The following is a 22,010-nucleotide window of genomic DNA, read 5'->3' on the forward strand; positions in this document are numbered from 1 at the left end:
TAATGTTTTCCCATCGTAACAACACCTTAGCAGATGTTGCACTTGTGGCGTGAGTCCAAGGAATCCAGCCTTTGCAAGCACTCGTGTTGGAAATCCTGGTTCCCCGCCTCCGCGGGGATGACGAGTGGGAGATGTGCACGACTGCCAGATCAGGGCTTTCTTATGTGCGTTCGATTCCTTCACAGGCTCCTTCGCGGGGATGACGGCCGACAAGCGCTTCTGGAAACTCAAGACAGGGCGAGGCCACTCTATCACCCTCCGGCGCGGCGGTATCCCCATACCGAGGCCGGCGGCAGGTTCCGCAGCGTGAAGCCCAACCGCTCTCCCGTCAGGCCCAGTGCCTCGCGGTTCAGCGGCGAATGCGGCATGAAGCTGTAGAGCAGGAAGCGCCCGCCCGGCCGCAGGATGCGGAAGGTGGCGTCCAGCACCTCGCGCTGGAACTCCAGCGGGAAGGTGATCATCGGGATGCCGATCACCACGGTGCCGATTTTGCCGCACAGCGCCTCGCCCAGCAGCTCCGGCGCCTTGCGGCAATCGTCGGCGATGACGGTGACGGCGGGGCAGCGGGCACGCAGATGGCGGGCGAGGTCGCGGTCGATCTCGAAGCTGTAGAGCCGGTCGGCCGGAATGCCGGCCTCCAGGATCGCCGTGGTGATCGGGCCGGTGCCGCCGCCGAACTCCACCACCGCCTCGTCGGGCTCGCGGCGGATCTCGCGGGTGATGCGGCGGCGTAACGCCTGCGAGGACGGGGCGATCGACCCCATCGCCCAGGGATCGGCCAGCCAGCGGCGGAAGAACAGCCAGGACTCGGAAAGCGCGGCGGACGGCGTCTCGGTCATGTGGGCCTCCCTGGATCGGAACGGCCCGCTGTCCATCATCCTGATGCGGCCGTCCTAATGCAGAGTTGCTGCCAGAAGTTGGTGACCTGCGTATGACAGGCTGCTCGCCACCAGCGTCAAAAACACCAGCGCCGCCGCGGTCAGCCCCAACCCGATGCCGATGGCGCCGCCGTCGCGCTCGATCAGCCCCAGGGAGATCAGCACCAGCGCGAAGCCCGGCAGCCAGCCGGTCAGCGGCAGCGGGACGATGCAGGTCAGCGTCAGGATGAACAGCAGCAGCCCGAACCAGCGCTCCTCGTCAATGCGGGCGAGGCGATGGAGCCGCGGCTTCAGCATCCGCTCGATCCACACCAGCCGCGGCATCGCCGCATCCAGCGTCCGCGCCGCCAGGCGGGTGCCGATGGAGCGGCGCAGCAGCCAGTCCGGCAGCCCGGCGCCGCGCCGGCCGAAGGCGAGCTGGGCGGTGTAGAGCACGATGGGCAGGTCGAACAGGCAGGACACGCCGAGCGGCACCGGAGCGATGGTCGGCAGCGCCAGCGCCAGCAGGATGGTGCCGAGCGACCGGTCGCCCAGCGCCCGGATCAGGTCGCCCAGCGTGACCCGCCCCGCCGGCAGGTTGGCGCGGAATCGGGCCAGCACATCCGATGTGCGCTCCTCCTCCTCGCCGTCGCAGACGGCGGGCAGGGCGATGGTGCCGTCCCGCTCCATCTCGGCGCGCTCCATCTCCGCCTGGCCGCTGCCGTCGGAGGCGTCGATGTGACTGCGGGCGCTCAAACGCCCGCCTCCGCCGCCGCGCTTTCGTAGCTTTCGAGCGCCTCCAGCCAGGTCTCCTCCGCGGTCGCCAGCTTCTTCTCCACCGTTCCCAGTTCGATCTGCAGCTTGGTCAGCTTGTCCGACGGGCCGGTGTAGAGCGCGGGGTCGGACATCTTCGCCTCGATCTTGCGCTTCTCCTCGCTCAGCTTGCCCACCAGCGCCTCGGCGTCGGTGGCCTTGCGTTTCAGCGGGGCCAGCGCGGTCCGCGCCTCGGCCGCCGCACGGCGCTGGTCCTTCTTGTTCGGGCCGGCGTCGCGCTCCGCGCCACCCTTCGCCACCGCCCGTTCGGCCTTGGCACGGTCGAGCAGATAGCGGCGGTAGTCGGCCAGATCGCCGTCATAGGCCTGGACGGTGCCGTCGGCGACCAGCAGCAGCCGGTCGACCGTCATCTCGATCAGATGGGGATCGTGGCTGATGATGATGACGGCGCCGGGAAAGTCGTTGATCGCCTCGATCAGGGCTTCGCGGCTGTCGATGTCCAGATGGTTGGTCGGTTCGTCCAGCATCAGGATATGCGGGACTTCCCGGCTCATCAGCGCCAGCAGGAGCCGCGCCTTCTCGCCGCCCGACAGGCTGGCGATCTTGGTCTCCGCCTTGACCTGGGGGAAGCCGAAGCGGCCGAGATGGGCGCGCACCTTCTCCTCCAGCGCCAGCGGCATGATGCGCTGGGTCTGCTGGATCGGCGTCAGCGACAGGTCCAGTTCCTCGGCCTGGTGCTGGGCGAAATAGCCGATGCGCAGCTTGGACGGCCGCCGCATCTCGCCGGCCATCGGCTGAAGCCGGTTGGCCAGCAGCTTGACCAGAGTCGACTTGCCGTTGCCGTTGGCGCCGAGCAGGCCGATGCGGTCCTCCATGTCGATGCGCAGGTCGACCCGCCGCAGGATGACCTTGTCGCCATAGCCGATGCTGACCCCCTCCAGCGCGATGAGCGGCGGCGCCATCTCGTCCGGCGGCGGGAAGTTGAAGACGACCTCGGGATCGTCCTCCATCAGCGTGATCGACTCCATCTTCTCCAGCAGCTTCAGGCGGCTCTGCGCCTGGCGGGCCTTGCTGGCCTTGAAGCGGAAGCGGTCGACATAGGCCATCATGTGCTTGCGCCGCGCGTCCTGCTTGGCCGCCATCGAGGCGAGCCGTTCCTGGTTGGCGCGGCGCTGCGCCAGGAACTGGTCGTAATTGCCGCTGTAGGTGACGAGCTTGCCCTGGTCGATGTGGATCGTCGTCGTCGGAACCGCGTTCAGCAGCTCGCGGTCATGGCTGACCAGCAGGATAGTGTGCGGATAGTTCTTCAGATAGCCCTCGAGCCAGATGGTGGCTTCGAGGTCGAGGTGGTTGGTCGGCTCGTCCAGCAGCAGCAGGTCGGGGCGGGAGAACAGCACGCCGGCCAGCGCCACGCGCATCCGCCAGCCGCCGGAGAAGTCGGAGCAGGGCCGCTGTTGCGCCTCGGCGTCGAAGCCGAGGCCGGACAGCACCTGCGCCGCGCGCGACGGGGCGGAATGCGCCTCGATGTCGGCGAGCCTTGCGTGGACTTCGCCGATGCGCATCGGGTCGGTGACGGTTTCCGCCTCCGCCAGCAGGGCGGTGCGCTCGGTGTCGGCGGCCAGCACGGCGTCGATCAGCGTGGTCGGCCCGCTGGGCGCCTCCTGCGCCACCATGCCCATCCGCATGCCGGCCGGCAGGCTGATGGCGCCGGCATCGGTCTGCAGCTGGCCCGAGATCAGCTTCAGCAGGGTCGATTTCCCGGTGCCGTTGCGCCCGACCAGCGCCACGCGATGCCCTTTGGGCACCACCGCCGTCGCGTGGTCGAACAACACTCGGCCGCCGAAGCGGAAGGTCAGGTCATTGATATGCAGCATAGCGCGCGAGGATGTAGCACGCGGGGGCGCCGATTTGAAGCGGGGCAGGGCGAATGGCACGGCTTTGTCCCGCGCAGGGCGCCGGCTTCCGCAAGGATCGGGCGCGCGGCGAAGCCCGTTCGCCGGCGTCGCGGCCGGGTGCCGGCCGTCCGATTTGTTCGAACACGACCAAGTCGGAGAATGGAAGCGCCACCCGGTCTTTTTTGATTGAACGTCCAATCAATAAAAATCACGCTTCGGATCGGGGACCCGGGATCAGGGAGGCGGGACATGATGCGATTCGGACGACAGGCCCATTACATCCATGGTCGTCCCGTCACGGGCGAGGGAGAGGAGCGCTTCGCCACCATCAATCCGGCGACCGGGGAAACCCTGGCCGAGGTCGCGCAGGCGACGGCCGCGGAGCTGGAGCTTGCGGTCGACAGCGCAAGGGCCGGGCAGGCGGTGTGGGGCGCGATGACGGCGATGGAGCGGGCGCGGGTGCTGCGCCGGGCGGTCTCCCTGCTGCGCGAGCGCAACGACGCGCTGGCGGAAATCGAAACGCTGGACACCGGCAAGCCGCTGAGCGAGACCCGCGCGGTCGACATCGCCACCGGTGCCGACGTGCTGGAATATTACGCCGGCCTCGCCCCCGCGCTGGAAGGACGGCAGATCCCGCTGCGTCCGACCTCCTTCGTCTATACGCGGCGCGAGCCGCTGGGGGTGGTGGCCGGGATCGGCGCCTGGAACTATCCGATCCAGATCGCGCTGTGGAAATCGGCTCCGGCGCTGGCCGCCGGCAACGCCATGATCTTCAAGCCGAGCGAGGTGACGCCGCTGACCGCTCTCCATCTGGCGGCGATCTACGGCGAGGCCGGGCTGCCCGACGGCGTGTTCAACGTCGTCCAGGGCGACGGCCGGGTCGGCGCCCTGCTGGCGGCCCATCCCGGCATCGAGAAGCTGTCCTTCACCGGCGGGGTGGAGACCGGCAAGCGGGTGATGGCCGCGGCCGGTGGATCGACCCTGAAGGACGTGACGATGGAGCTGGGCGGGAAATCGCCGCTGATCGTCTTCGCCGATGCCGACCTCGACCGTGCCGCCGACATTGCCATGATGGCGAACTTCTACAGCTCCGGCCAGGTCTGCACCAACGGCACCCGCGTCTTCGTCCACCGCAGCATCGCGGCGGCGTTCGAAGAGCGGCTGCTGACCCGCGTGCGCCGCATCCGCATGGGCGACCCGCTGGATCCCGACACCAATTTCGGCCCGCTCGCCAGCTTCCCACACCGCGACAAGGTGCTGCGCTACATCGCGGCCGGCAAGGCGGAGGGCGCGCGGCTGCTGGCCGGCGGCGGCGTTCCGGAGGGCGCCGCCTTCGCGCGCGGCGCCTATGTGGCGCCCACGATCTTCACCGACTGCCATGACGGCATGACCATCGTCCGCGAAGAGATTTTCGGCCCGGTGCTGTCGATCCTGACCTTCGACGGCGAGGAGGAGGTGATCGCGCGGGCCAACGCCACCCTCTACGGCCTCGCCGCCGGGCTGGTCACCAGCGATCTGGCCCGCGCCCACCGGGTGATCCACCGGCTGGAGGCCGGCATCTGCTGGATCAACGCCTGGGGCGAATCGCCGCCGGAGATGCCGGTCGGCGGCTACAAGCAGTCGGGCATCGGCCGCGAGAACGGCGTCGAGACGCTGGACCATTACACCCGCGTCAAATCGGTCCAGGTCGAGTTGGGAGCCTATTCGTCGGTGTTCTGAGCCCGTTTTTCAGAGAAGGCCGCTTTTTATAGAAGGGGTGTTCGATGTCGAATAAACCGACCTCCGGAGCCGCTGCGCCGGAGAACGGCGCCGCCATGCCCGCCGCCACATCCTCCTTCGCCCCTGCGGTGCGCGAGTATGATTACATCATCGTCGGCGCCGGTTCGGCGGGCAACGTGCTGGCCTGCCGCCTGACCGAGGATGCCGGCGTCAGCGTGCTGCTGCTGGAGGCAGGCGGACCCGACCACCGGCTCGACTACCGCACCCAGATGCCGGCGGCGCTGGCTTTCCCGCTCCAGGGCCGGCGCTACAACTGGGCCTATGAGACCGAACCCGAGCCGCACATGGACAACCGCCGGATGGAGTGCGGGCGGGGCAAGGGGCTGGGCGGGTCGTCGCTGATCAACGGCATGTGCTACATCCGCGGCAACGCGCTGGACTATGACGGCTGGGCCGGGCTGCCGGGTCTGGAGGACTGGAGCTATCTCGACTGCCTGCCCTATTTCCGCAAGGCGGAGACGCGGGATATCGGCCCCGATGCCTATCACGGCGGCGACGGCCCGCTGTTCGTCACCACCGCCAAGCCCGGCGTCAACCCGCTCTACGAGGCGATGGTGGAGGCCGGGGCGCAGGCCGGCTACGGCCGCACCGCCGACCTGAACGGCTACCGCCAGGAGGGCTTCGGCCCGATGGACCGCACGGTGACGGCGCAGGGGCGGCGGTGCAGCACCGCCCGCGGCTATCTCGACCGGGCGCGGGAGCGGCCGGGGCTGACCATCGTCACCCATGCGCTGACCGATCGCATCCTGTTCGACGGGCGCCGCGCCGTCGGCGTCGCCTATCTGCGCAACGGCACCCCAGTGACGGCACGGGCGCGGCGGGAGGTGCTGCTGTGCGCCGGGGCCATCGCCTCGCCGGCGATCCTGCAACGCTCAGGCGTGGGGCCGTCGCTGCTGCTGCGCGACCTGGGGGTGGAGGCCGTGGCCGACCTGCAGGGCGTCGGCGGCGGTCTCCAGGACCATCTGGAGATGTACATCCAGTATCACTGCCGCCAGCCGGTCTCGCTCTATCCCGCATTGAAATGGTGGAACCAGCCGGCCATCGGCGCCGAATGGCTGTTCCTCGGCACCGGCATCGGCGCCAGCAACCAGTTCGAGGCCGGCGGCTTCATCCGCACCGGCGACGACGTGCCCTGGCCCAACATCCAGTATCATTTCCTGCCCGTCGCCATCAGCTACAACGGCACCAACGCGGTGGAGGCACACGGTTTCCAGGCCCATGTCGGCTCGATGCGCTCGCCCAGCAAGGGACGCGTCCATGCCCGCTCGCGCGATCCGGGGCAGGCGCCCAGCATCCTGTTCAACTACATGGCCGATCCGCAGGACTGGCGGGAGTTCCGCGCCGGCATCCGCATCACCCGCGACATCATGCGCCAGCGCGCCCTGGCGCCCTATCGCGGCGAGGAGATCAGCCCCGGCGCCGATTGCGTCACCGACGCCGACCTCGACGCCTTCGTCCGCCATCACGCCGAGACCGCCTATCACCCCTGCGGCACCTGCCGGATGGGAACCGACGACGGCGCGGTGGTGGATGGCCAGGGCCGGGTGCATGGGCTGGAGGGCCTGCGCGTCATCGACGCCTCGATCATGCCGCGGATCATCACCGGCAACCTGAACGCGCCCACCATCATGATGGCGGAGAAGCTGGCCGACGCGGTGCGCGGCCGCCCGCCGCTGCCGCGCGCCGACGTGCCCTATTACGTCGCCGAGGCCGCCATGACGCAGAAGGAGATGCAGAAGAACCAGCGACTGCGGGCCTGAGACCCGCGCGCCCACAACGACAACCATAAGCAAGGAGAACAGGGACATGGCCAAGACATTCGGTGAATTCTCTGCCGGTAAATTCTCCGCTCTCGCGGTCGGCCTGATGCTGGCGGCCGGGACCGCCGTCCTGCCGGCGGGGACGGCGCAGGCCGCCGATCCGGCATCCTGCAAGGCGGTGCGGTTCGGCGACGTGGGATGGACCGACATCGCGGCGACGACGGCGCTCGCCTCCGTCACGCTCGACGCGCTGGGCTACAAGCCGACCACCAGCGTCTCGTCGGTGCCGGTCGTCTATCTCGGGCTGAAGACCAAGTCGCTGGACGTGTTCCTGGGCAACTGGATGCCCACCATGGAAACCTTCATCAAGCCGGTGCTGGAGGACGGCTCCGTCGAGGTGACGCGCGTCAACCTGGAAGGTGCCAAATACACGTTGGCCGTCCCGACCTACGCCGCCGAGGCCGGGCTGAAGAGCTTCAAGGATCTGGCGAAGTACAAGGACAAGCTGGATGGCAAGATCTACGGCATCGAGGCCGGCAACGACGGCAACCTGATCATCGACAAGATGCTGAAGGCCGATGCCTTCGGGCTGAAGGACTTCAAGATGGTGGAGTCCAGCGAAGCCGGCATGCTGGCCGAGGTGAAGCGCGCGACCCGGGCCAAGAAATGGATCGCCTTCCTCGGCTGGGCGCCGCACCCGATGAACAAGACGATGGACATCACCTATCTGGCCGATGGCGACGACTGGTTCGGCCCGAATTTCGGCGGCGCCACCGTCAGTACCAACGTGCGCAAGGGCTATGCCGCCGAGTGTCCGAATATCGGCAAGTTCCTGTCCAATCTGGTCTTCACCGTGGACATGGAGAATTCGGTGATGGACGGCATCATGAACGGCGGCCGCAAGCCCGAAGCGGTGGCGGCCGAGTGGCTGAAGAAGAATCCCGCCGTCCTGAAGACCTGGCTGTCCGGAGTCACCACGCTGGACGGCAAGGACGGGCTGGCCGCCGCGCAGGCGAAGCTGGGGGCGGCCAAGTCCTGACCCGATCTCCCGCTTTCTAGAAACCTCCTCGACTCCGGCCGCGGCGGGATGCCGGCGCGGCCGATATTTTTGCAAGGCCGGGCGCTGCCCGCTCCAACGAACGCCTTGCCGCGCCGCGAAAGCGCCTCTATAAAGCCGCCCATCCGGCGCCCCGGTCATCCGGCGGCGCCTGCGCGTTTTTAATCGGCGAAAAGCCCCAATCCCGCAGGAGTCACCACCATGGCCGTCGAACGGACCCTCTCGATCATCAAGCCCGATGCCACCCGCCGCAACCTGACCGGCAAGATCAACGCCAAGTTCGAAGACGGCGGCCTGCGCATCGTTGCCCAGAAGCGCGTCCAGCTGTCGAAGGCCCAGGCCGAGCAGTTCTACGGCGTGCACCGCGAGCGTCCGTTCTTCGGCGACCTGGTCTCCTTCATGATCTCCGGCCCGGTGGTCCTGCAGGTCCTGGAAGGCGAGAACGCCATCGCCCGTAACCGCGAGATCATGGGCGCCACCAACCCGGCCAACGCCGCCGAGGGCACCATCCGCAAGGAGTTCGCCGAGTCGATCGAGGCCAACTCGGTCCACGGCTCGGACGCCCCGGAGACCGCCGCCCAGGAGATCGCCTTCTTCTTCGCCGGCATCGAGCTGGTGGGCTGATCCCGCAAGTCTGACCTTCGGTCGGGCTGGCAAAAGGCCGCTCCCGGAAGGGGGCGGCCTTTTTTGCGTTTTGCATCAAGCTCTGGCAGTATCGGAAGCCGTGAACCCTTTGCCCCGCCGATTGCCGGGGCCGATCTCGACAGGAGCTGCCCGCGATGGAATCCCAATCCGCAAAGCCGATCATCGCGGCGCTGCTGCAACCGCTGCCGGTGCTGACCCAGCCGCAGGCCCGCAACGACCTGTCCGACGAATCCGTGGTGCGGCTGCTGGTCCGCCAGTTCATCGACCTCAGCCTGGATGCCTTCAACCAGGTCCTGCAGGGCAAGCTCGACCAGGACGAGGCGGTGGACGGCATCAACCGTCAGGCCACCGCCCTGAACTCCGTCTTCTTGGGCACCAGCGGCTTCGACACCGTCATCACCCATCCCTGGAACACGCCGGACCAGCTCGGCGCCTTCCTGAAGGACGTGGTCGCCCTGGACTACCCCGAGGACGACTGCGTCCGCGCCATGCTGATCCATCTGGCGACCCAGGTGATGCATGCGCTGCGCCTGCCCGACGAGGAGCGCAACGAGGAGGTGGAGGCGCTGACGCTGGATGCCGCCGACCTGCTGCTGGGCCGCGCCCCCGAAGACGACGGCGAGATCGACATCGACATCGACGTCTGAGCGGAGGCATCTCCCGCCCGGCGGCTTCAGCCCGCCGGGGTCAGGTTCACCTCGATCAGCACCGTATCCTCGACGAAGTCGGCGCTGTGCCAGGCGCCGGGGTCGAAGCGGATCACCATGCCCGGCCGCAGGTCGATCGGACCGGCTCCGCAGTTCAGCAGGGCGCGGCCTTCCACCACGATGACGAATTGTTCGTGAGGGTGGTCGTGGCGCGGGGCGGCGGTCCCGGCCTTGATGACGATATGCTTCAGCGATGCGCCGGTGCCGGGAAAGCTGCGCCGCTCCGTTCCTCCCGCCGTCTGGGCCGGAAGATCGCTCCAGGTGATCACGTCGGTCTTGGGCATTGCGGGTTCCTTCCTTTCGATATCAACCGGCATTTCGATTGATACGTACGTCGGCGGTCCCCGGATCTGCGTCCGGCGAACCCGATGGGGATCAAGCGGTCGTATCCGGAGGGAAAGCTTAGCCGCTAAACCTGCTGTTAACGCCTGACCTTCTAAGACGGGAAGGTCCGGCGCCGATCCCAGCGGACACCCATCCTTCCGGCACCCTTCCGGACCGACGGAGGCCCCGTGGACGTTGCAGACGCCGACCGACCGCTCCGCAGTGCGGGTGCCGCAGAACCGGTGTCCGGGCCTTCCCCTCCCTCCGCCTCCGTTTCAGGATTCCTGGCCGGGTTGGCCGGCATCGGCACGCTGCTGGGGGTGTCGGCTGCCGGGCACATCGCATGGCCGATGGCCGGCGCCTTGGCCGGAACCTTGGCCGCCGGCGGTCTGGCCTTCCGGACTGCGCGCCGCGCCGCGGCGGCCGCCACGGCGCTGGCGCGATCGGACGCCGCCCTGCGGCAGGCGCGCGACGAGCTGGAAGAGCTGCGCAGCCGCACCCGCGATTTCACCGCCGTTTCCCCCGGCTGGTTCTGGGAAACCGGGCCGGATCACCGCTATCTGTTCCTGTCCGGCGGACTGACGGCGTTGCTCGGCTGCGATCCGCGGACGGTGTTCGGCGACTCGCTCTTCGATCTGGGAACGCTGGTGGCCGATAGGGCGACCTGGGCGGAATACCGTGGCGACATCGAATCCGGCCGGCCGTTCCGCGACCTGGAGGTGAGTTTCGAGGGGGCGGACGGACGCGATCTGGTGCTGCGGCTCAGCGCCGTGCCGGTGCGCGGAACCGACGGGCGGTTCCGCGGCTATCGCGGCTGCGGCGTCGATGCCACCGCCGAGACGCTGGCGCTGGTGGAGGCGCGCTTCATGCAGGCGGTGGTGCATGACGCCATCGACAGCGTGTCCGAAGGCTTCGTGCTGTTCAGCGCCGACGGCCGCCTGCTGATCTGCAACGACCAGTACCGCCGTGCCTACCCGACCATCGCCGACATGCTGACTCCCGGCCGCAGCTTCGCCGAGATCCTGCGCGCAGCGGCCGAACGCGGCGGCTATGAGGGGGCGGGCGACATCGGCACCTGGGTGGAGCAGCGGCTGACCCGCCATCTGCAGCATTCCGCCCCCGTCGACGGCCGGCTGTCCGACGGGCGCTGGTACCGCATCAGCGAACATGCCACCGGCACCGGTGGCGTGGTGAAGATCCTGATGGACATCACCGAACTGAAGACGCGGGAGGAGGAACTCGCCGACCAGACCGCCCGGCTGAAGCAGACCGTCGCCGCCCTGCGCGAAAGCGAACTTCGCTACCGCCAACTGGTGGAACTGGCACCCTACGGCATCGTCATCTGGGATCGTGCCGCCGTCCGTTTCGCCAACGGTGCCGCCGCCGCGATCCTCGGTGTCGCGGCCGATGCGCTGGAAGGCTGCCCATTGGCCGCTTTCCTGGAGGGCGGCGAGGCGCTGGAGGCGACGCTCGCCACGGCCGCGGACGGGCCGGAGACCGCACCGCGGCGGCTGGAATGCGACGCCCTGCGCCCGGACGGCGAGCGTCGCCGGCTGGAGGTCGCGGCGAGCCCGGCGGTCCGGGACGGCGAGCCGGCGGTGCTGCTGGTGCTGAACGACGTCACCGACCGCCGCCGGGTGGAGGGCGAACTGCAGCGCGCCCAGAAGATGGAGGCGGTCGGGCGGATGGCCGGCGGCATCGCCCATGAATTCAACAACATGCTGACCGCCATCGGCGGCTTCGCCCGCCTGGCGGAGCGCAACCCCGCCGACCCCGACCGCGTGCTGACCTGCGTGCAGGAGATCGCCAAGGCATCGGAACGGGCGGCGGCGCTGACCGGCCAGCTTCTGGACTTCTCCCACCGCCGGGTCGCCGACGAACGGGAGGTGGTGGCGATCGCGCCCCTGGTGCGCGACCTGCGCGTCTTCCTGAAGCCGCTGCTCAGCGCCGGGATCGACGTGACGATCGCGGCGGACGACGACGCGGCCCATTGCCTGGTCAATCCGGTCACGCTGAACCAGGCGCTGCTGAACCTCGCGCTGAACGGGCGCGACGCCATGCCCGATGGCGGTGCCCTGACCATCGCCCTGACGGTGGAGACGCCGGGCAGCGCCTTCTTCGCCCGCCATCGCGGACTGAAGCCGGGCCGTTACGTGACGATCCGGGTGAGCGACCAGGGAGTGGGCGTGCCGGCCGAAATCCGCGACCGCATCTGGGAACCCTTCTTCACCACCAAGGAGCCGGGGAAGGGCACCGGGCTCGGCCTGTGGATGGTCTACGGCACGGCACAGCAATCCGGCGGTGCGGTGGAGCTGGAAGGAACGGAAGGCCGCGGCGCCACCTTCGCCCTCCATCTGCCCGCCGTCGATCCGCCCGCCGCCCCGGCCCGAAGCGACCCGCTGCAGGTCGTGGAGGGGGAGGGCGCCGTCATCCTGCTCGTCGACGACGAGGAGTCGGTGCGCCGCTACCTGCGCCTCGTTCTGCAGGAGGCCGGTTGCACGGTGGTGGAGGCAGCGGACGGGCAGGAGGCGCTGGACCGCTACGACGAGGCCGGCGGCCTGTTCGACGCGGTGGTCAGCGACGTATCGATGCCGCGGATGAACGGGCTGGAGCTTGCCCGCGCGCTGGAGACCCGCAACCAGCTTCTGCCCATCCTCTTCCTGACCGGCTATGCCTCGCGCGAGACGGCGGCCGGGCTGACGGCGCAGGAGGGGCGGCAGATCGTGATGAAGCCGGTGGCGCCGGAACGGCTGCTGGACGCGCTCCGCGACCTTCTGGCCCTGTGAGGACGGCGATGGAGTCTTCCCGACAGGACGATCCGTCCGCCGCCAGGGCGACACCCGATCCGGCGCCGGACGAGGCGGATGGCGCCGCCCCGGCGTGCCGCGAGCCGGCCGACTTCTACGCCCCGGCCGGGCGGGACGGCGTCGGCCGCTTCTGCCGCCGGTTCCTGGACGAGAACGCGCTGACCGCGACGGAACTGCTGCACCACCCGCGTCACCAGACCGCGCTGTCCAACACCGCCACCTTCGTCGCGATCCTGACCCAGGCCGAACGGGCGATGGACCGCAAGGGGGCGATGACCCCGCTGGTCAACGAGATCGCGCGGCTGACGCGCGAGCGGCTGAAGGAAAACCCGCCGCCCGAGTTCCTGGCCGATGCCTATCCCGGCGTGGCGGCGGAGCTTCTGTCCAGCGGCGGCTTCCTCGGCCGCTTCCTGCTCGATGCCGCCGTCACCCAGCACATCGCCGTCTGCCGCAGCTTCGTCGAGAAGGCAGGCGCGCTGCTGGAACTGGCGGAGACCACCGCGCATCCGGACGCCCTGGCCTCGATCGAGCGGCTGCTCGGCGAGATCCTGCTGAGCGACGCCGGCACGGCATCCTGTGCGCGGGATGCGCCCTTCGCCGTGCTGATCGACCTGATCGTGACGCTGGTCGCCGCCGACCGGCCGATGCCGGACGATGCCCCGCCGGTCTTCCTGCGGCTGGACGCGTTGATGCGGCGGGTGCCGATGCCGGGCCTGCGCGACGCGCTGGCCGCCGCCTTCCGCCGCGAGATGGCCAAGCCGGCCTGCTTCACCATCGCCAGTGCCGGCGACATGTTCGGGATCGAGGCGGTCCAGCGCGAGATCCTGGCGTTGAGCGACCTGTCCGCCCGGCTGCGCGACCGCGACGGCAATTACGTCGGCGGTACCCGGACCGAAGCGGCGCTGCAGCGGCGCACCGCGCTTCTGGTCAACGAGGACACGGTCCCGGAGATCACCCGCGGGCGCAACTACGTGCAGAAGCTGCGCATCCTGTTCGTCCTGCAGAAGATGCCGCTGTCGCCCAGCGCGGGCAAGGCGGTCAACGATTATCTGAAGAGCTTCTTCGACAGCCGCGACTTCGCCGGCCGGCTGCTCGACTGCTGGAAAGAACGGAACGAGAAGCTGAAGGGGCTGGCCGAGGTGCAGCGCATGGTGCTGTCCAGCGCCTTCCATGAGGAGGAACGGGAGTATCTCGGCGGCCAGATCGACGACATCCAGAACGCCTTCCTGCGCACCCAGCGCGTGCTGGCCCCGCTGATCCAGGCGAAGGACGATGCGCCGGCCGACACCGTGCTGGACATCGTCCGGCTGGCGGGGGACGGGGCGATCTGCAGCGGCAAGAGCCGGCTGGCGGTGGCCCGTGTCCTCTACCGCCATTGCCATCGCCCGCGCTTCGTCCGCCATGTGCTGCTGAACGCGCCGGGCGCCAAGGAACGGGCGGCACGGGCGACTTGGCTGCGGCAGTCGCTGGCGATGGTCGGCGTGCCCTTCATCGACCTCGCCGCCCAGCAGGTGCTGGTGGTGGATGACGAGGAGGGGCCGCGCGCCTTCGTCGCCTCCGTTCTGCGGGAACTCGGCATCGGCCGGGTCGACACCGCGGCCGACGGGCAGGAGGCGCTGGACCGCCTCCAGGCCGATAATGCCGCCTACGACCTGATCGTCTGCGACTGGATGATGCCGCGGCTGAACGGGCTCGACCTGCTGAAGCGGGTGCGCGAGACCCGCGGCGACCTGCCTTTCCTGATGGTCACGGCGCTCGCCACGCTGGATGCGGTCAAGAGGGCGCTGGCCCATCACGTCAGCGGCTACATCGCCAAGCCCTTCACGCCGGACCAGTTGGAGGAAAAGATCTTCCTGGTCCTGGCGCAGAAGGAGGCCGGCGACTAGGGGGAAACTGGGGGGCAGTCAGCGGAACAGGCCGGGCGCGACCTCCACGATGACGCCGGTGGTGGAAATGACCAGCACGGCGTCATGGCCGACGCGGACCCAGCGATGGCCGCGCGGCGGACGGTGCAGATGATACGCGGCGGGCTTGACGATCACGTAGCGCTGTGCCCGCCACTCATGCGGCAGCCGTTCGCCGGCCCGCCAGCCGCGGCCTTCCGGCGGACCGGGACGGCGGTCCGGCCAATGGGCGTTGGGGTGTGCTTCTGGAGGCCGCTGGTTCATGTGGCCGGGCGCGCGGTCGTATGGTCCGGGCTGCCACCCCTGGGCCATGGCGGGGGTGCCGGTCGCCGCGGTCACGGCGAGGATCGCGGCGGCCACGGCAAGCAGGGTCTTCTTCATGCTGTCCATCCTATCGTGTCGGGTTGGCCCCCGCTTCTGCCGGGGACGTCCATGGCGATCAGCATGGCGCGCCATCTTTGCCGGCTTGTGTCCGCCGGCCGGTCATTCGGTAACGGATTGTATCCGGCACCAAAGCCCATGCCCGCCTGTTGTGACGGATACATCCGATGGAAGGAGCGATCCCATGGCAGACGAGAAGCCCGCTTCGAGCAACGTGCTTACCAATGAACCGGATCGCGACATCGCCGATCCGCTGGACGCGGCCAGGGCGGTGTCCGACACCGGCAAGCCGATCACTCCCGGCACCGAATCGGCCAAACACATCGACCGTCCGGCCAGGAAGGACAAGGCCAAAAAGAAAGAGTGAGGAGAGTCGTGACCGTTCCCCTCTTCCGCTCCGGGAGAGGGGAACCACGGCTCAGCGCAGTTCCAAACCCGCTTGGCGGAAGGCACGGGCGAGCGCGTCCACGATGGCGGGATCGACTTCACCCGTGCCGTAATCGAGATTCATGACGGCGTACCACGGAACGCCGGCCTTGTTCGCCAGCATCCGTGTCGACCAGCCAAGGCGCAGTCGTGCCTCTTGGCACTGCGACCCGGTCATGATGCGTCGACTCCACACGTTAGCGTCCGCCTTCCATTGCTAGCCGTCCTGTCCGCATTGGGTGGCCACGACGGCCGATCCCAACGGGACCCGAAGGCTATCCACAATAGTGCAAGAATTTGCCGGGCTTGTCATGTGTCGGTTTGTTGCATGGCGAAACGCCCTGCTTTGCCGGATTGTCATGGGACACAATCTCGCTGAATTCGGCGAGAGGCGGGTCAAGGTTCCGTCCACCTGTCATCATGACCGCCGACGAAATCGGGGGCTTGCCGCCGTGGAAGGTCCTCGCCCGCACTTCCGGCACCGTCCCGACCGTCATTCCGGCTTCACAAGGCAATTCCGGCGAGTCTTCAAAGAGACTTCAGCCGACCCTCTTCATCAGCAGGACGAGGTTGCGGCTGCCCTCGCGCCGGTAGCTGGCACTGTCCATCGTCTTCTGGACCAGGAAGACGCCCAGGCCGCCGACCCGGCGGCTGTCCACGTCGCTGGTCAGGTCGGGCGGCGGGGCGTCGGCGAAGGGGTCGAAGGCGTCGGCATCGTCCTCGACCTCGGCGCGGAGTTCGGTTCCATCCAGTTCCAGCCTGACCCGGATTTCATGCGGGCCGGAATCCGGATAGCCGTAGGAGACGGTGTTGGTGATCAGCTCGTCGAAGCACAGGTTGAACTTGAAGGGCAGGTCGGGGGGCAAATCGTTGCGTTCGATGAAGGCGTCCACCGCGGTGGCCAGCCGTTCCAGTTCGGACAGCTCGTTGCGCAGTACCATGTCCAGGCGGTCGGTCACGGTCTCGTCCTCCCGCTCGTCCCCAAGCTGCTCAGCCATGCGCCGCCCCTCTCCGCCCGTTGGTCCGGCCCATCACGCCGCCCGTCATGCCGCCACGCCTGCCACCGCCCAGCGGCGCAGGGCCGTCAGCGCGATCCGCTCGACCTCGCTCCAGCCGAGCCCGCTCGCCATCTCCGCCAGCGCCACCAGCCTGGTCCGCGCACCGGTGTCGCCGACGGGCGCGTTGCCCAGATCGGCGGTCAGCCCGGCGACGAGGCCGTAGAGCATGGTCGACAGGCTGTGCATCAGGGAAGCGCAGTCGGGCGCCGTCAGCCGCGTGGCGAACAGATAGAGCTGTCCGATGCCGCGAAGCCGGGCGGCGAAGCTCTCCGCCGTACCGGAACCCTGGGCGACCTCGCCGCGCAGCTCTTCCACCGACAGCGTGGCGAAGCGGCCGGCGGCGGCGATGAACTCCGACACCGCGTCCTGGGGCAGGCCGCCGGTGGCCTGTCCGCCGGTTTCGAACAGGCGCTGGGCCATGACGATCAGCTCCTCGATGTTGGCGAGGATGATGGCGACGCCGAAACGGGCCAACCCGTCGTTGCCGTCGGTGCAGGCGCGCAGGATCTGCGTCACCTTGCGGATGACCTGCACGGCGAACATCAGCATGGCGCTGCGGCTCTGCGCCAGCTCGGCCTCGGCGCCCAGCTCCTCCAGCGCATGCTGCAGGATTTCCAGCCGCAGGAAGTCGAGCGACAGCATCTGGATGTCCGGATTGTCGCCGTCCATCAGCACCCGGTTCAGCTCGCCGGAATAGAGGAAGAAGCGGCCGGACAGATCGAAGGCGATGCGCGCCGCCGACATCCTGGCCCGGTCGGCGGCCGGCGTCCCGGCCAGCGCGCGGGTCATCGCCGCGAACAGCCGGACCACCGGCATCCAGTCGCGGCGCTGGCTGGCCGGCGCGGCGCGCGGGGCCGGGGTCGCGGCGACAATCAGCTCGGTCAGCGGCTCGATCCCGGCGCCGAGCAGCACCGATTGCCAGCGCTGCGCATCGCCGCCGCTGCCCGCCTGCCAGTCGGCCAGGATATCCAGCAGCCCGGTCAGCTTGCGGGCGTCGATCGGCTGGCCGGGAATGGCGCGCAGCGCCGTCTCCAGCGCCGAAGCCAGGGCGTCGCGGTCACGCAGGGGGGCTGCCGCCGCGGGGATCTCGGCATTGAACAGCGTCAGCTCGGCGGTCGGCGCGGCGGCCCGCATCGTGCCGGCGACGGCCAGCGCATGGCGAAGCGCCTCGGCGAACTCGCCGGCACTGGCATAGCGGTCGGCTGGCGACTTGGCCAAGGCCTTCAGGATCAGGCTGTCGAAGGGCGGCGGCAGGTCCGGGTTGGCATGGGAGGGCGGCGGCGGCTCGACGAACAGGATCTGCTGCATCACCGTGGCGACCGAGCCGGAGAAGGGCCGCCGCTGCGCCAGCAGGTAGTAGAGCACCACCCCGGCGGAGAACAGGTCGCTGCGCGCGTCGGCCTTCTCCCCGCGCAGCACCTCCGGCGCCATGTAGGCGGGGGTGCCCAGCAGGTCGCCGGCCTGGGTCAGGTCGGAGGAGGAGATCTGCGCGATGCCGAAATCGGCCAGCTTCGGCGTCAGGTCGTCCTCGACCACGATGTTGGCCGGCTTGATGTCGCGGTGGATGACGTTGCGGGCATGGGCGAAGGCCAGCGCGTCCAGCACCGCCGCCATCAGGGCGCCGCCCTGCTGCACCGGCAGCGGCGTGTCGGCCTCCAGATACTGCTTCAGCTCCCGGCCCTGGATCAGTTCCATGGCGAGGTAGGGCGCCCCGCCTTGCCCCGCGTCCAGCGTGCCGTAGTCGTGTACCCGCACGATGTTGCGGTGGTCCAGCTTCAGGCCGATCTGCGCCTCCCGCCCGAAACGGGCGAGCACGGCGTTGCGTTCCGCCGCCGCCAGCAATTCGCCGCGCAGCAGCTTCAGCGCCACCGGCTGCCCGGTCCGCCCGTCGGTGGCGCGGTAGACCACGCTCATCGCACCCTGGCCCAGCACACCCTCGACCCGGTAGGGGCCGATCGGTCCGGGAAGCACGCCGCCTACAGCGCCGTCGGGCATCGGAAACTCTCCAGCAGGTTTTTGCCGAAGGGGTTGTTCACGCTGTCGGCCCGCAGGGCGAAGACCGCCTTGCGGGTGCCGACCGTCACCGCGAAGGTGAAGCGGTCCGGCTGAGGCGTGGACTCCAGCTTGCCGTCGGCGAGGAAGTGGAACAAGGCCCAGGGACCCTGGCGCGAGATGCCGGCCGGTTCGCCCGGCAGCGGCGGGCCGAAGCCGAGGCGCACGCTGCTGGTGCCCTCCGCCCCCGGCCATTTCATCACCTGCGGACGGGGCGGGCCGTGCTGGTAGATCAGCGTCTGGCCGTCGACGTCCATCGCCACCTGGGTCGCCTTGGCGTCGAGCTCGACCGGCGTGATCTCGAACACCACCTTGGCGGCGGCGGCCCCGGCCGGGAACAGGCTGTCGCGGATGCGCGCGGCCCGCTCGAACTGGTCGAGCACGGCCGGCGGAATGCCGAGATCGACCTGATCCACCTTCTGCCAGGCCCAGGGGCTGACCGTCATGTCGACGAAGGGGCGCAGGTTGGTGTTGAAGAACTGGTCGATCATCCCGCCGGGCGCGAACAGCTTGGCGAAATCGGCCGAGGTCACGTCCACGGCGCTGTTGGACACCATCGGGAACCGGTTGTCCAAGGCCGCCCGGCAGAAGGGCAGGACCGTGGACTGCCAGGCCTTGTTGATCTGCGACCGCGCACCCCCGGCACTGACCGTCGCCGCGCTCTGCGCCACGGTGGCGACCATGCCGCCGATCGGGTCGGGCAGGTCGCGGGCGAGATTGCGCAGCTGCGCCGCGACGGCGCCCTTGTCGCCGCCGCCGGCCAGCCCGGCCAGCAGCGCGCCGTTCTGGTCGGGCGCGTTGGCCGCCCGCGCGATCTGCTGGTACAGCTCGCCCAGCAGCTTCAGCGACTCGTCCAGCTTGGGCGGAGCCCCGTTCTCGCCCTGCACCAGATCGCGCAGCGGCTTGAAATGGTCGTTGATCGGCTGGCCCGGCGGCGGGCCGGCGGGTTGCAGCGAGACACCGGCCAGCCGCGCCAGATAGGCGGCGTTGGTGCCGGTGGACTCCACCGCCTTCTCGCCTGCCTGCGCCTGCTGGGCGATACCGGCCAGCGGTCCGCCGGCGACCGGACCCTTGCCGTCGGCCGGCTTGTCGCCACCGGGCTTGTCATTAGGCCCGGGCGCCAGCGTGGTCTGCCGCACCATGGCGGTCAGCCACAGCTTCAAGGGCGATTGCGGGCCGGACAGGGTGTTCAGCACGTCGGCGGCCTGGCTCAGGCTGCGCAACGGCACGATCACCACGTCGCCCAGCATCTCGTCCCATTGCCGGGCGTAGCGGTCGAGATAGACGGCGAGGATGCCCTGTTCCAGCCGCTGCGCGCTGGCGACGGCCTGCGGGCCGCTGCTCGGCTGGCCCAGCACCCAGTTCTCGTCCACCAGCGCCTTGGCGACCTTGGGCAGCGCCGGCAGCACCGCCTTGTGGAAGCCGTCATAGGTGTAGAGGCCGGGGACGCCCTCGGACAGCGGCTTGCCCGACGGGCGGATCAGCACGCGCCCGGCCAGCGGCCCGGCATTGTCGACCAGCCGCCAGTCGGCCAGCGCCTGGATCTCGGTCCGGTCGCGCAGCAGGGCGAAGCCGCGTTCGGCCAGCGGATAGCGGGTCAGTCCCTGCCGGGCCTCCTCCACCAACGCCTCGTCCAGCGGGAGCGACGGCAGCGGCGCCGCCAGCATGGCGTCCAGATGGCTGCGCAGGTCGCGCCGCACCCCGTCATAGGCGGGGCCGGGCAGCGAGGCCATCCAGTCCAGCGCCATCCAGTCCGCCACCAGCGCCTTGTCCAGCGCGCCCTTGCCGGACAGCATCAGGTAGACCTTCAGCGCCTGGAACAGGTATTCGGGCCGGCCCCGCTCGCGGCGCAGCTGCTCCTCCACCCGCAGGAAGACGCGCGGCAGCAGCACGGCGTTCAGGGCGCGGCCATAGACCGTATCGCTCTGCCGGCCCAGCCGGTCGCCCTGGTAGAGGCCGCCGGTCATCTCCACCGGCGGCGGTTCGGTCCAGCCGGCGGGGATGGCGCGCAGCGTGTTCAGCGGCGGGACGATGGTGATGAAATCGGTGTCGTCCACCTTGCCCAGCGACCGCGGCGTGGTGGCGAGCGGTGCCAGCTCCGCCTGCGCCTTGGCGGCGGCGGCATCGACCCCGGCGACCAGCGCGGTGTTTCCGACGAAGCTGTTGGCCCAGAAGGCGGCGACCGCCAGCCCGGCCAGCAGCATCGCGACCACCGCCCCGCCGCGCAGCAGGCGCCGCCGCCGCTCCAGCCCGGAATTGGCGCCGACCAGCCCGGCCTCGGCGAAGACCACCTCGCGCAGGGTGCGGGTCAGGAAGAAGCTGCGCCCGCCGCTGGCCGCCGGCAGGGCCGGCCGCTCCAGCCCGAAGGACCCCGCCACCATTTCCGACAGCCGGTCGACCGGCGCGCCGTCCTGGGTGCCGCTGGTCATGTAGACGCCGCGCAGCAGCGCCCTTTCCTCGTAGCGGTTGGGCTCGAAGATCACCATCAGCAGGTCGGCGATGGCCGGCTTGAGCGCTGCCATCTGCGCCGGGAACAGCGTGTCGAGCGACCGGCGCTGGATGTCGGATTCGCCATGCACGCGATCCAGAACCCGGCGGGCGATCCGGCCGGTCAGCGCGTCGAACTCGTCGGCGAATCGGTAGACCGGCGCCTCATCGCCCTTCTTGCCCTCGTCCATCGGGAAGGTGACGCCCCAGACCTGTTCGCGCTCCTCCCGGCTGAGGTCGTCGAAGAACTCGGCGAAGCCGGCGATCAGGTCGGCCTTGGTCAGCAGCACATAGACGGGAACGCGCGACCCCACCTGTCCGCGCAGCTCCTTCAGCCGCAGCTTGAGCTGTTCGGCATGGCCCTTGCGCTCCGGCTCGCTCCAGGTGGCGAGGTCGGCGAGGCTGACGGCCAGCAGGATGCCGTTGACCGGCTGGCGCGGACGGTGGCGCTTCAGCAGGGCGATGAAGTTCTTCCACACCTTGCCGTCGATTGCCGGCTGGCTGTCCTGGGTGATGTAGCGGCCGGCGGTGTCGATCAGCACCGCCTCGTCGGTGAACCACCAGTCGCAGTTGCGCGTGCCGCCGACGTCGCGCAGCGCCGCCCGCCCCATCTCCGCCGCCAGCGGGAAGCGCAGGCCGGAATTCGCGAGCGCCGTCGTCTTCCCCGCCCCCGGCGCGCCGATCAGCAGATACCAGGGAAGCTGGTAGAGATAGCGCTGCCCCCATTTCCCGCCGAACCGCGCCTTGCGCAGCTGGTCCAGCGCCTCGCGCAGCCGGCCGCGCAGCAGGTCGGTCTCCTGGCCGACAGCGTCGGTGTCCGGATCGCCCTTCGCCGCCGGGGTCGCCTTGGACAGCGCCTGCACCATGCGGTCGTTGGCGCTGCGGTGGCGGTACAGCGACCATTGCATCGCCAGCGCCCACACCAGCAGGATGGCGAACACCACCGCCAGTCGGATGGTGGCATCCTCCAGCGGGAAGGCACCGGCCACGGCGACGAGCGGCCCGAGGAACCAGACCAGCGCGCCGAGGCACAGCGCCAGGACCAGCGTCAGGAACCAGCGGGAGGTCAGGGCGGACAGGATCGATTTCAGCATCGG

General features: G+C 69.4%; 17 protein-coding genes. 8 read left to right on the plus strand and 9 right to left on the minus strand.

Annotated elements, in window-relative coordinates; all coding sequences use genetic code 11:
• Positions 1 to 251: 251 nt before the first annotated feature.
• Genes JHL17_RS04055 through JHL17_RS04065 form a run of 3 tightly spaced genes read right to left on the minus strand, consistent with a single transcriptional unit; the run spans position 252 to position 3,505 of the window.
• Positions 252 to 839 (minus strand): class I SAM-dependent methyltransferase, encoded by a 588-nt coding sequence (locus tag JHL17_RS04055; protein WP_200190774.1) that lies wholly within the window; start codon positions 837 to 839, stop codon positions 252 to 254.
• Positions 840 to 893: 54 nt separating this feature from the next.
• Positions 894 to 1,613, minus strand: coding sequence for an exopolysaccharide biosynthesis protein (locus JHL17_RS04060; protein ID WP_247893298.1), 720 nt, complete (start codon positions 1,611 to 1,613; stop codon positions 894 to 896).
• Positions 1,610 to 3,505, minus strand: a complete 1,896-nt coding sequence (locus tag JHL17_RS04065; RefSeq protein ID WP_200190775.1) for an ABC-F family ATP-binding cassette domain-containing protein — start codon at positions 3,503 to 3,505, stop codon at positions 1,610 to 1,612. Before JHL17_RS04065 ends, JHL17_RS04060 begins: the two co-directional genes overlap by 4 nt.
• Positions 3,506 to 3,775: 270 nt before the next feature.
• Here JHL17_RS04065 and betB point away from each other — a divergent pair, with 270 nt between their 5' ends.
• From betB to JHL17_RS04090, 5 genes are all read left to right on the plus strand, one after another.
• On the plus strand, positions 3,776 to 5,245 hold the full coding sequence (gene betB, locus JHL17_RS04070; RefSeq protein WP_200190776.1) for a betaine-aldehyde dehydrogenase: 1,470 nt from the start codon (positions 3,776 to 3,778) through the stop codon (positions 5,243 to 5,245).
• A 44-nt stretch (positions 5,246 to 5,289) separates the two neighbouring features.
• The gene (gene betA / locus JHL17_RS04075) at positions 5,290 to 7,065 is read left to right on the plus strand and encodes a choline dehydrogenase (protein ID WP_425599580.1); all 1,776 of its coding nucleotides are present in this window, start codon (positions 5,290 to 5,292) and stop codon (positions 7,063 to 7,065) included.
• A gap of 46 nt (positions 7,066 to 7,111) precedes the next feature.
• Positions 7,112 to 8,104: a choline ABC transporter substrate-binding protein gene (locus JHL17_RS04080; RefSeq protein WP_200190777.1), complete on the plus strand. Its 993-nt coding sequence runs from the start codon at positions 7,112 to 7,114 to the stop codon at positions 8,102 to 8,104.
• Between the two features lie 219 nt (positions 8,105 to 8,323).
• On the plus strand, positions 8,324 to 8,746 hold the full coding sequence (ndk, locus tag JHL17_RS04085) for a nucleoside-diphosphate kinase (protein ID WP_012974418.1): 423 nt from the start codon (positions 8,324 to 8,326) through the stop codon (positions 8,744 to 8,746).
• 155 nt (positions 8,747 to 8,901) lie between these two features.
• Positions 8,902 to 9,414 carry a hypothetical protein gene (locus JHL17_RS04090; protein WP_200190778.1) on the plus strand — a complete coding sequence of 171 codons (513 nt, stop codon included), beginning with the start codon at positions 8,902 to 8,904 and terminating at the stop codon, positions 9,412 to 9,414.
• Positions 9,415 to 9,440: 26 nt separating this feature from the next.
• On the opposite strand, the gene JHL17_RS04095 is transcribed toward JHL17_RS04090, so the two are convergent.
• Positions 9,441 to 9,758 carry a cupin domain-containing protein gene (locus JHL17_RS04095; RefSeq protein ID WP_200190779.1) on the minus strand — a complete coding sequence of 106 codons (318 nt, stop codon included), beginning with the start codon at positions 9,756 to 9,758 and terminating at the stop codon, positions 9,441 to 9,443.
• 333 nt (positions 9,759 to 10,091) lie between these two features.
• Here JHL17_RS04095 and JHL17_RS04100 point away from each other — a divergent pair, with 333 nt between their 5' ends.
• On the plus strand, positions 10,092 to 12,584 hold the full coding sequence (locus tag JHL17_RS04100; protein WP_247893299.1) for a response regulator: 2,493 nt from the start codon (positions 10,092 to 10,094) through the stop codon (positions 12,582 to 12,584).
• A gap of 8 nt (positions 12,585 to 12,592) precedes the next feature.
• Entirely contained in the window at positions 12,593 to 14,491 is a 1,899-nt protein-coding gene (locus JHL17_RS04105; RefSeq protein ID WP_200190781.1) for a response regulator, read from the plus strand.
• A gap of 18 nt (positions 14,492 to 14,509) precedes the next feature.
• Here the strand turns inward: JHL17_RS04105 and JHL17_RS04110 are convergent, their stop codons facing one another.
• On the minus strand, positions 14,510 to 14,890 hold the full coding sequence (locus JHL17_RS04110; protein WP_200190782.1) for an RcnB family protein: 381 nt from the start codon (positions 14,888 to 14,890) through the stop codon (positions 14,510 to 14,512).
• 184 nt (positions 14,891 to 15,074) lie between these two features.
• Here JHL17_RS04110 and JHL17_RS04115 point away from each other — a divergent pair, with 184 nt between their 5' ends.
• The gene (locus JHL17_RS04115) at positions 15,075 to 15,257 is read left to right on the plus strand and encodes a hypothetical protein (protein WP_200190783.1); all 183 of its coding nucleotides are present in this window, start codon (positions 15,075 to 15,077) and stop codon (positions 15,255 to 15,257) included.
• A 51-nt stretch (positions 15,258 to 15,308) separates the two neighbouring features.
• On the opposite strand, the gene JHL17_RS04120 is transcribed toward JHL17_RS04115, so the two are convergent.
• The 4 genes from JHL17_RS04120 to tssM form a co-directional block, all read right to left on the minus strand.
• Positions 15,309 to 15,494 carry a hypothetical protein gene (locus tag JHL17_RS04120; protein WP_200190784.1) on the minus strand — a complete coding sequence of 62 codons (186 nt, stop codon included), beginning with the start codon at positions 15,492 to 15,494 and terminating at the stop codon, positions 15,309 to 15,311.
• A gap of 361 nt (positions 15,495 to 15,855) precedes the next feature.
• Entirely contained in the window at positions 15,856 to 16,314 is a 459-nt protein-coding gene (locus tag JHL17_RS04125; protein WP_200190785.1) for an ATP-binding protein, read from the minus strand.
• A gap of 45 nt (positions 16,315 to 16,359) precedes the next feature.
• Positions 16,360 to 18,369 (minus strand): serine/threonine-protein kinase, encoded by a 2,010-nt coding sequence (locus JHL17_RS04130; protein WP_200190786.1) that lies wholly within the window; start codon positions 18,367 to 18,369, stop codon positions 16,360 to 16,362.
• Complete coding sequence (gene tssM, locus JHL17_RS04135; RefSeq protein WP_200190787.1) at positions 18,351 to 22,007, minus strand: type VI secretion system membrane subunit TssM; 3,657 nt, start codon at positions 22,005 to 22,007, stop codon at positions 18,351 to 18,353. The genes JHL17_RS04130 and tssM overlap by 19 nt, the downstream gene beginning before the upstream one ends.
• Positions 22,008 to 22,010 lie beyond the last annotated feature (3 nt).

Origin of the sequence: Azospirillum endophyticum (assembly GCF_016595245.1) — a bacterium.
In the GTDB taxonomy this organism is placed as follows: domain Bacteria; phylum Pseudomonadota; class Alphaproteobacteria; order Azospirillales; family Azospirillaceae; genus Azospirillum; species Azospirillum endophyticum.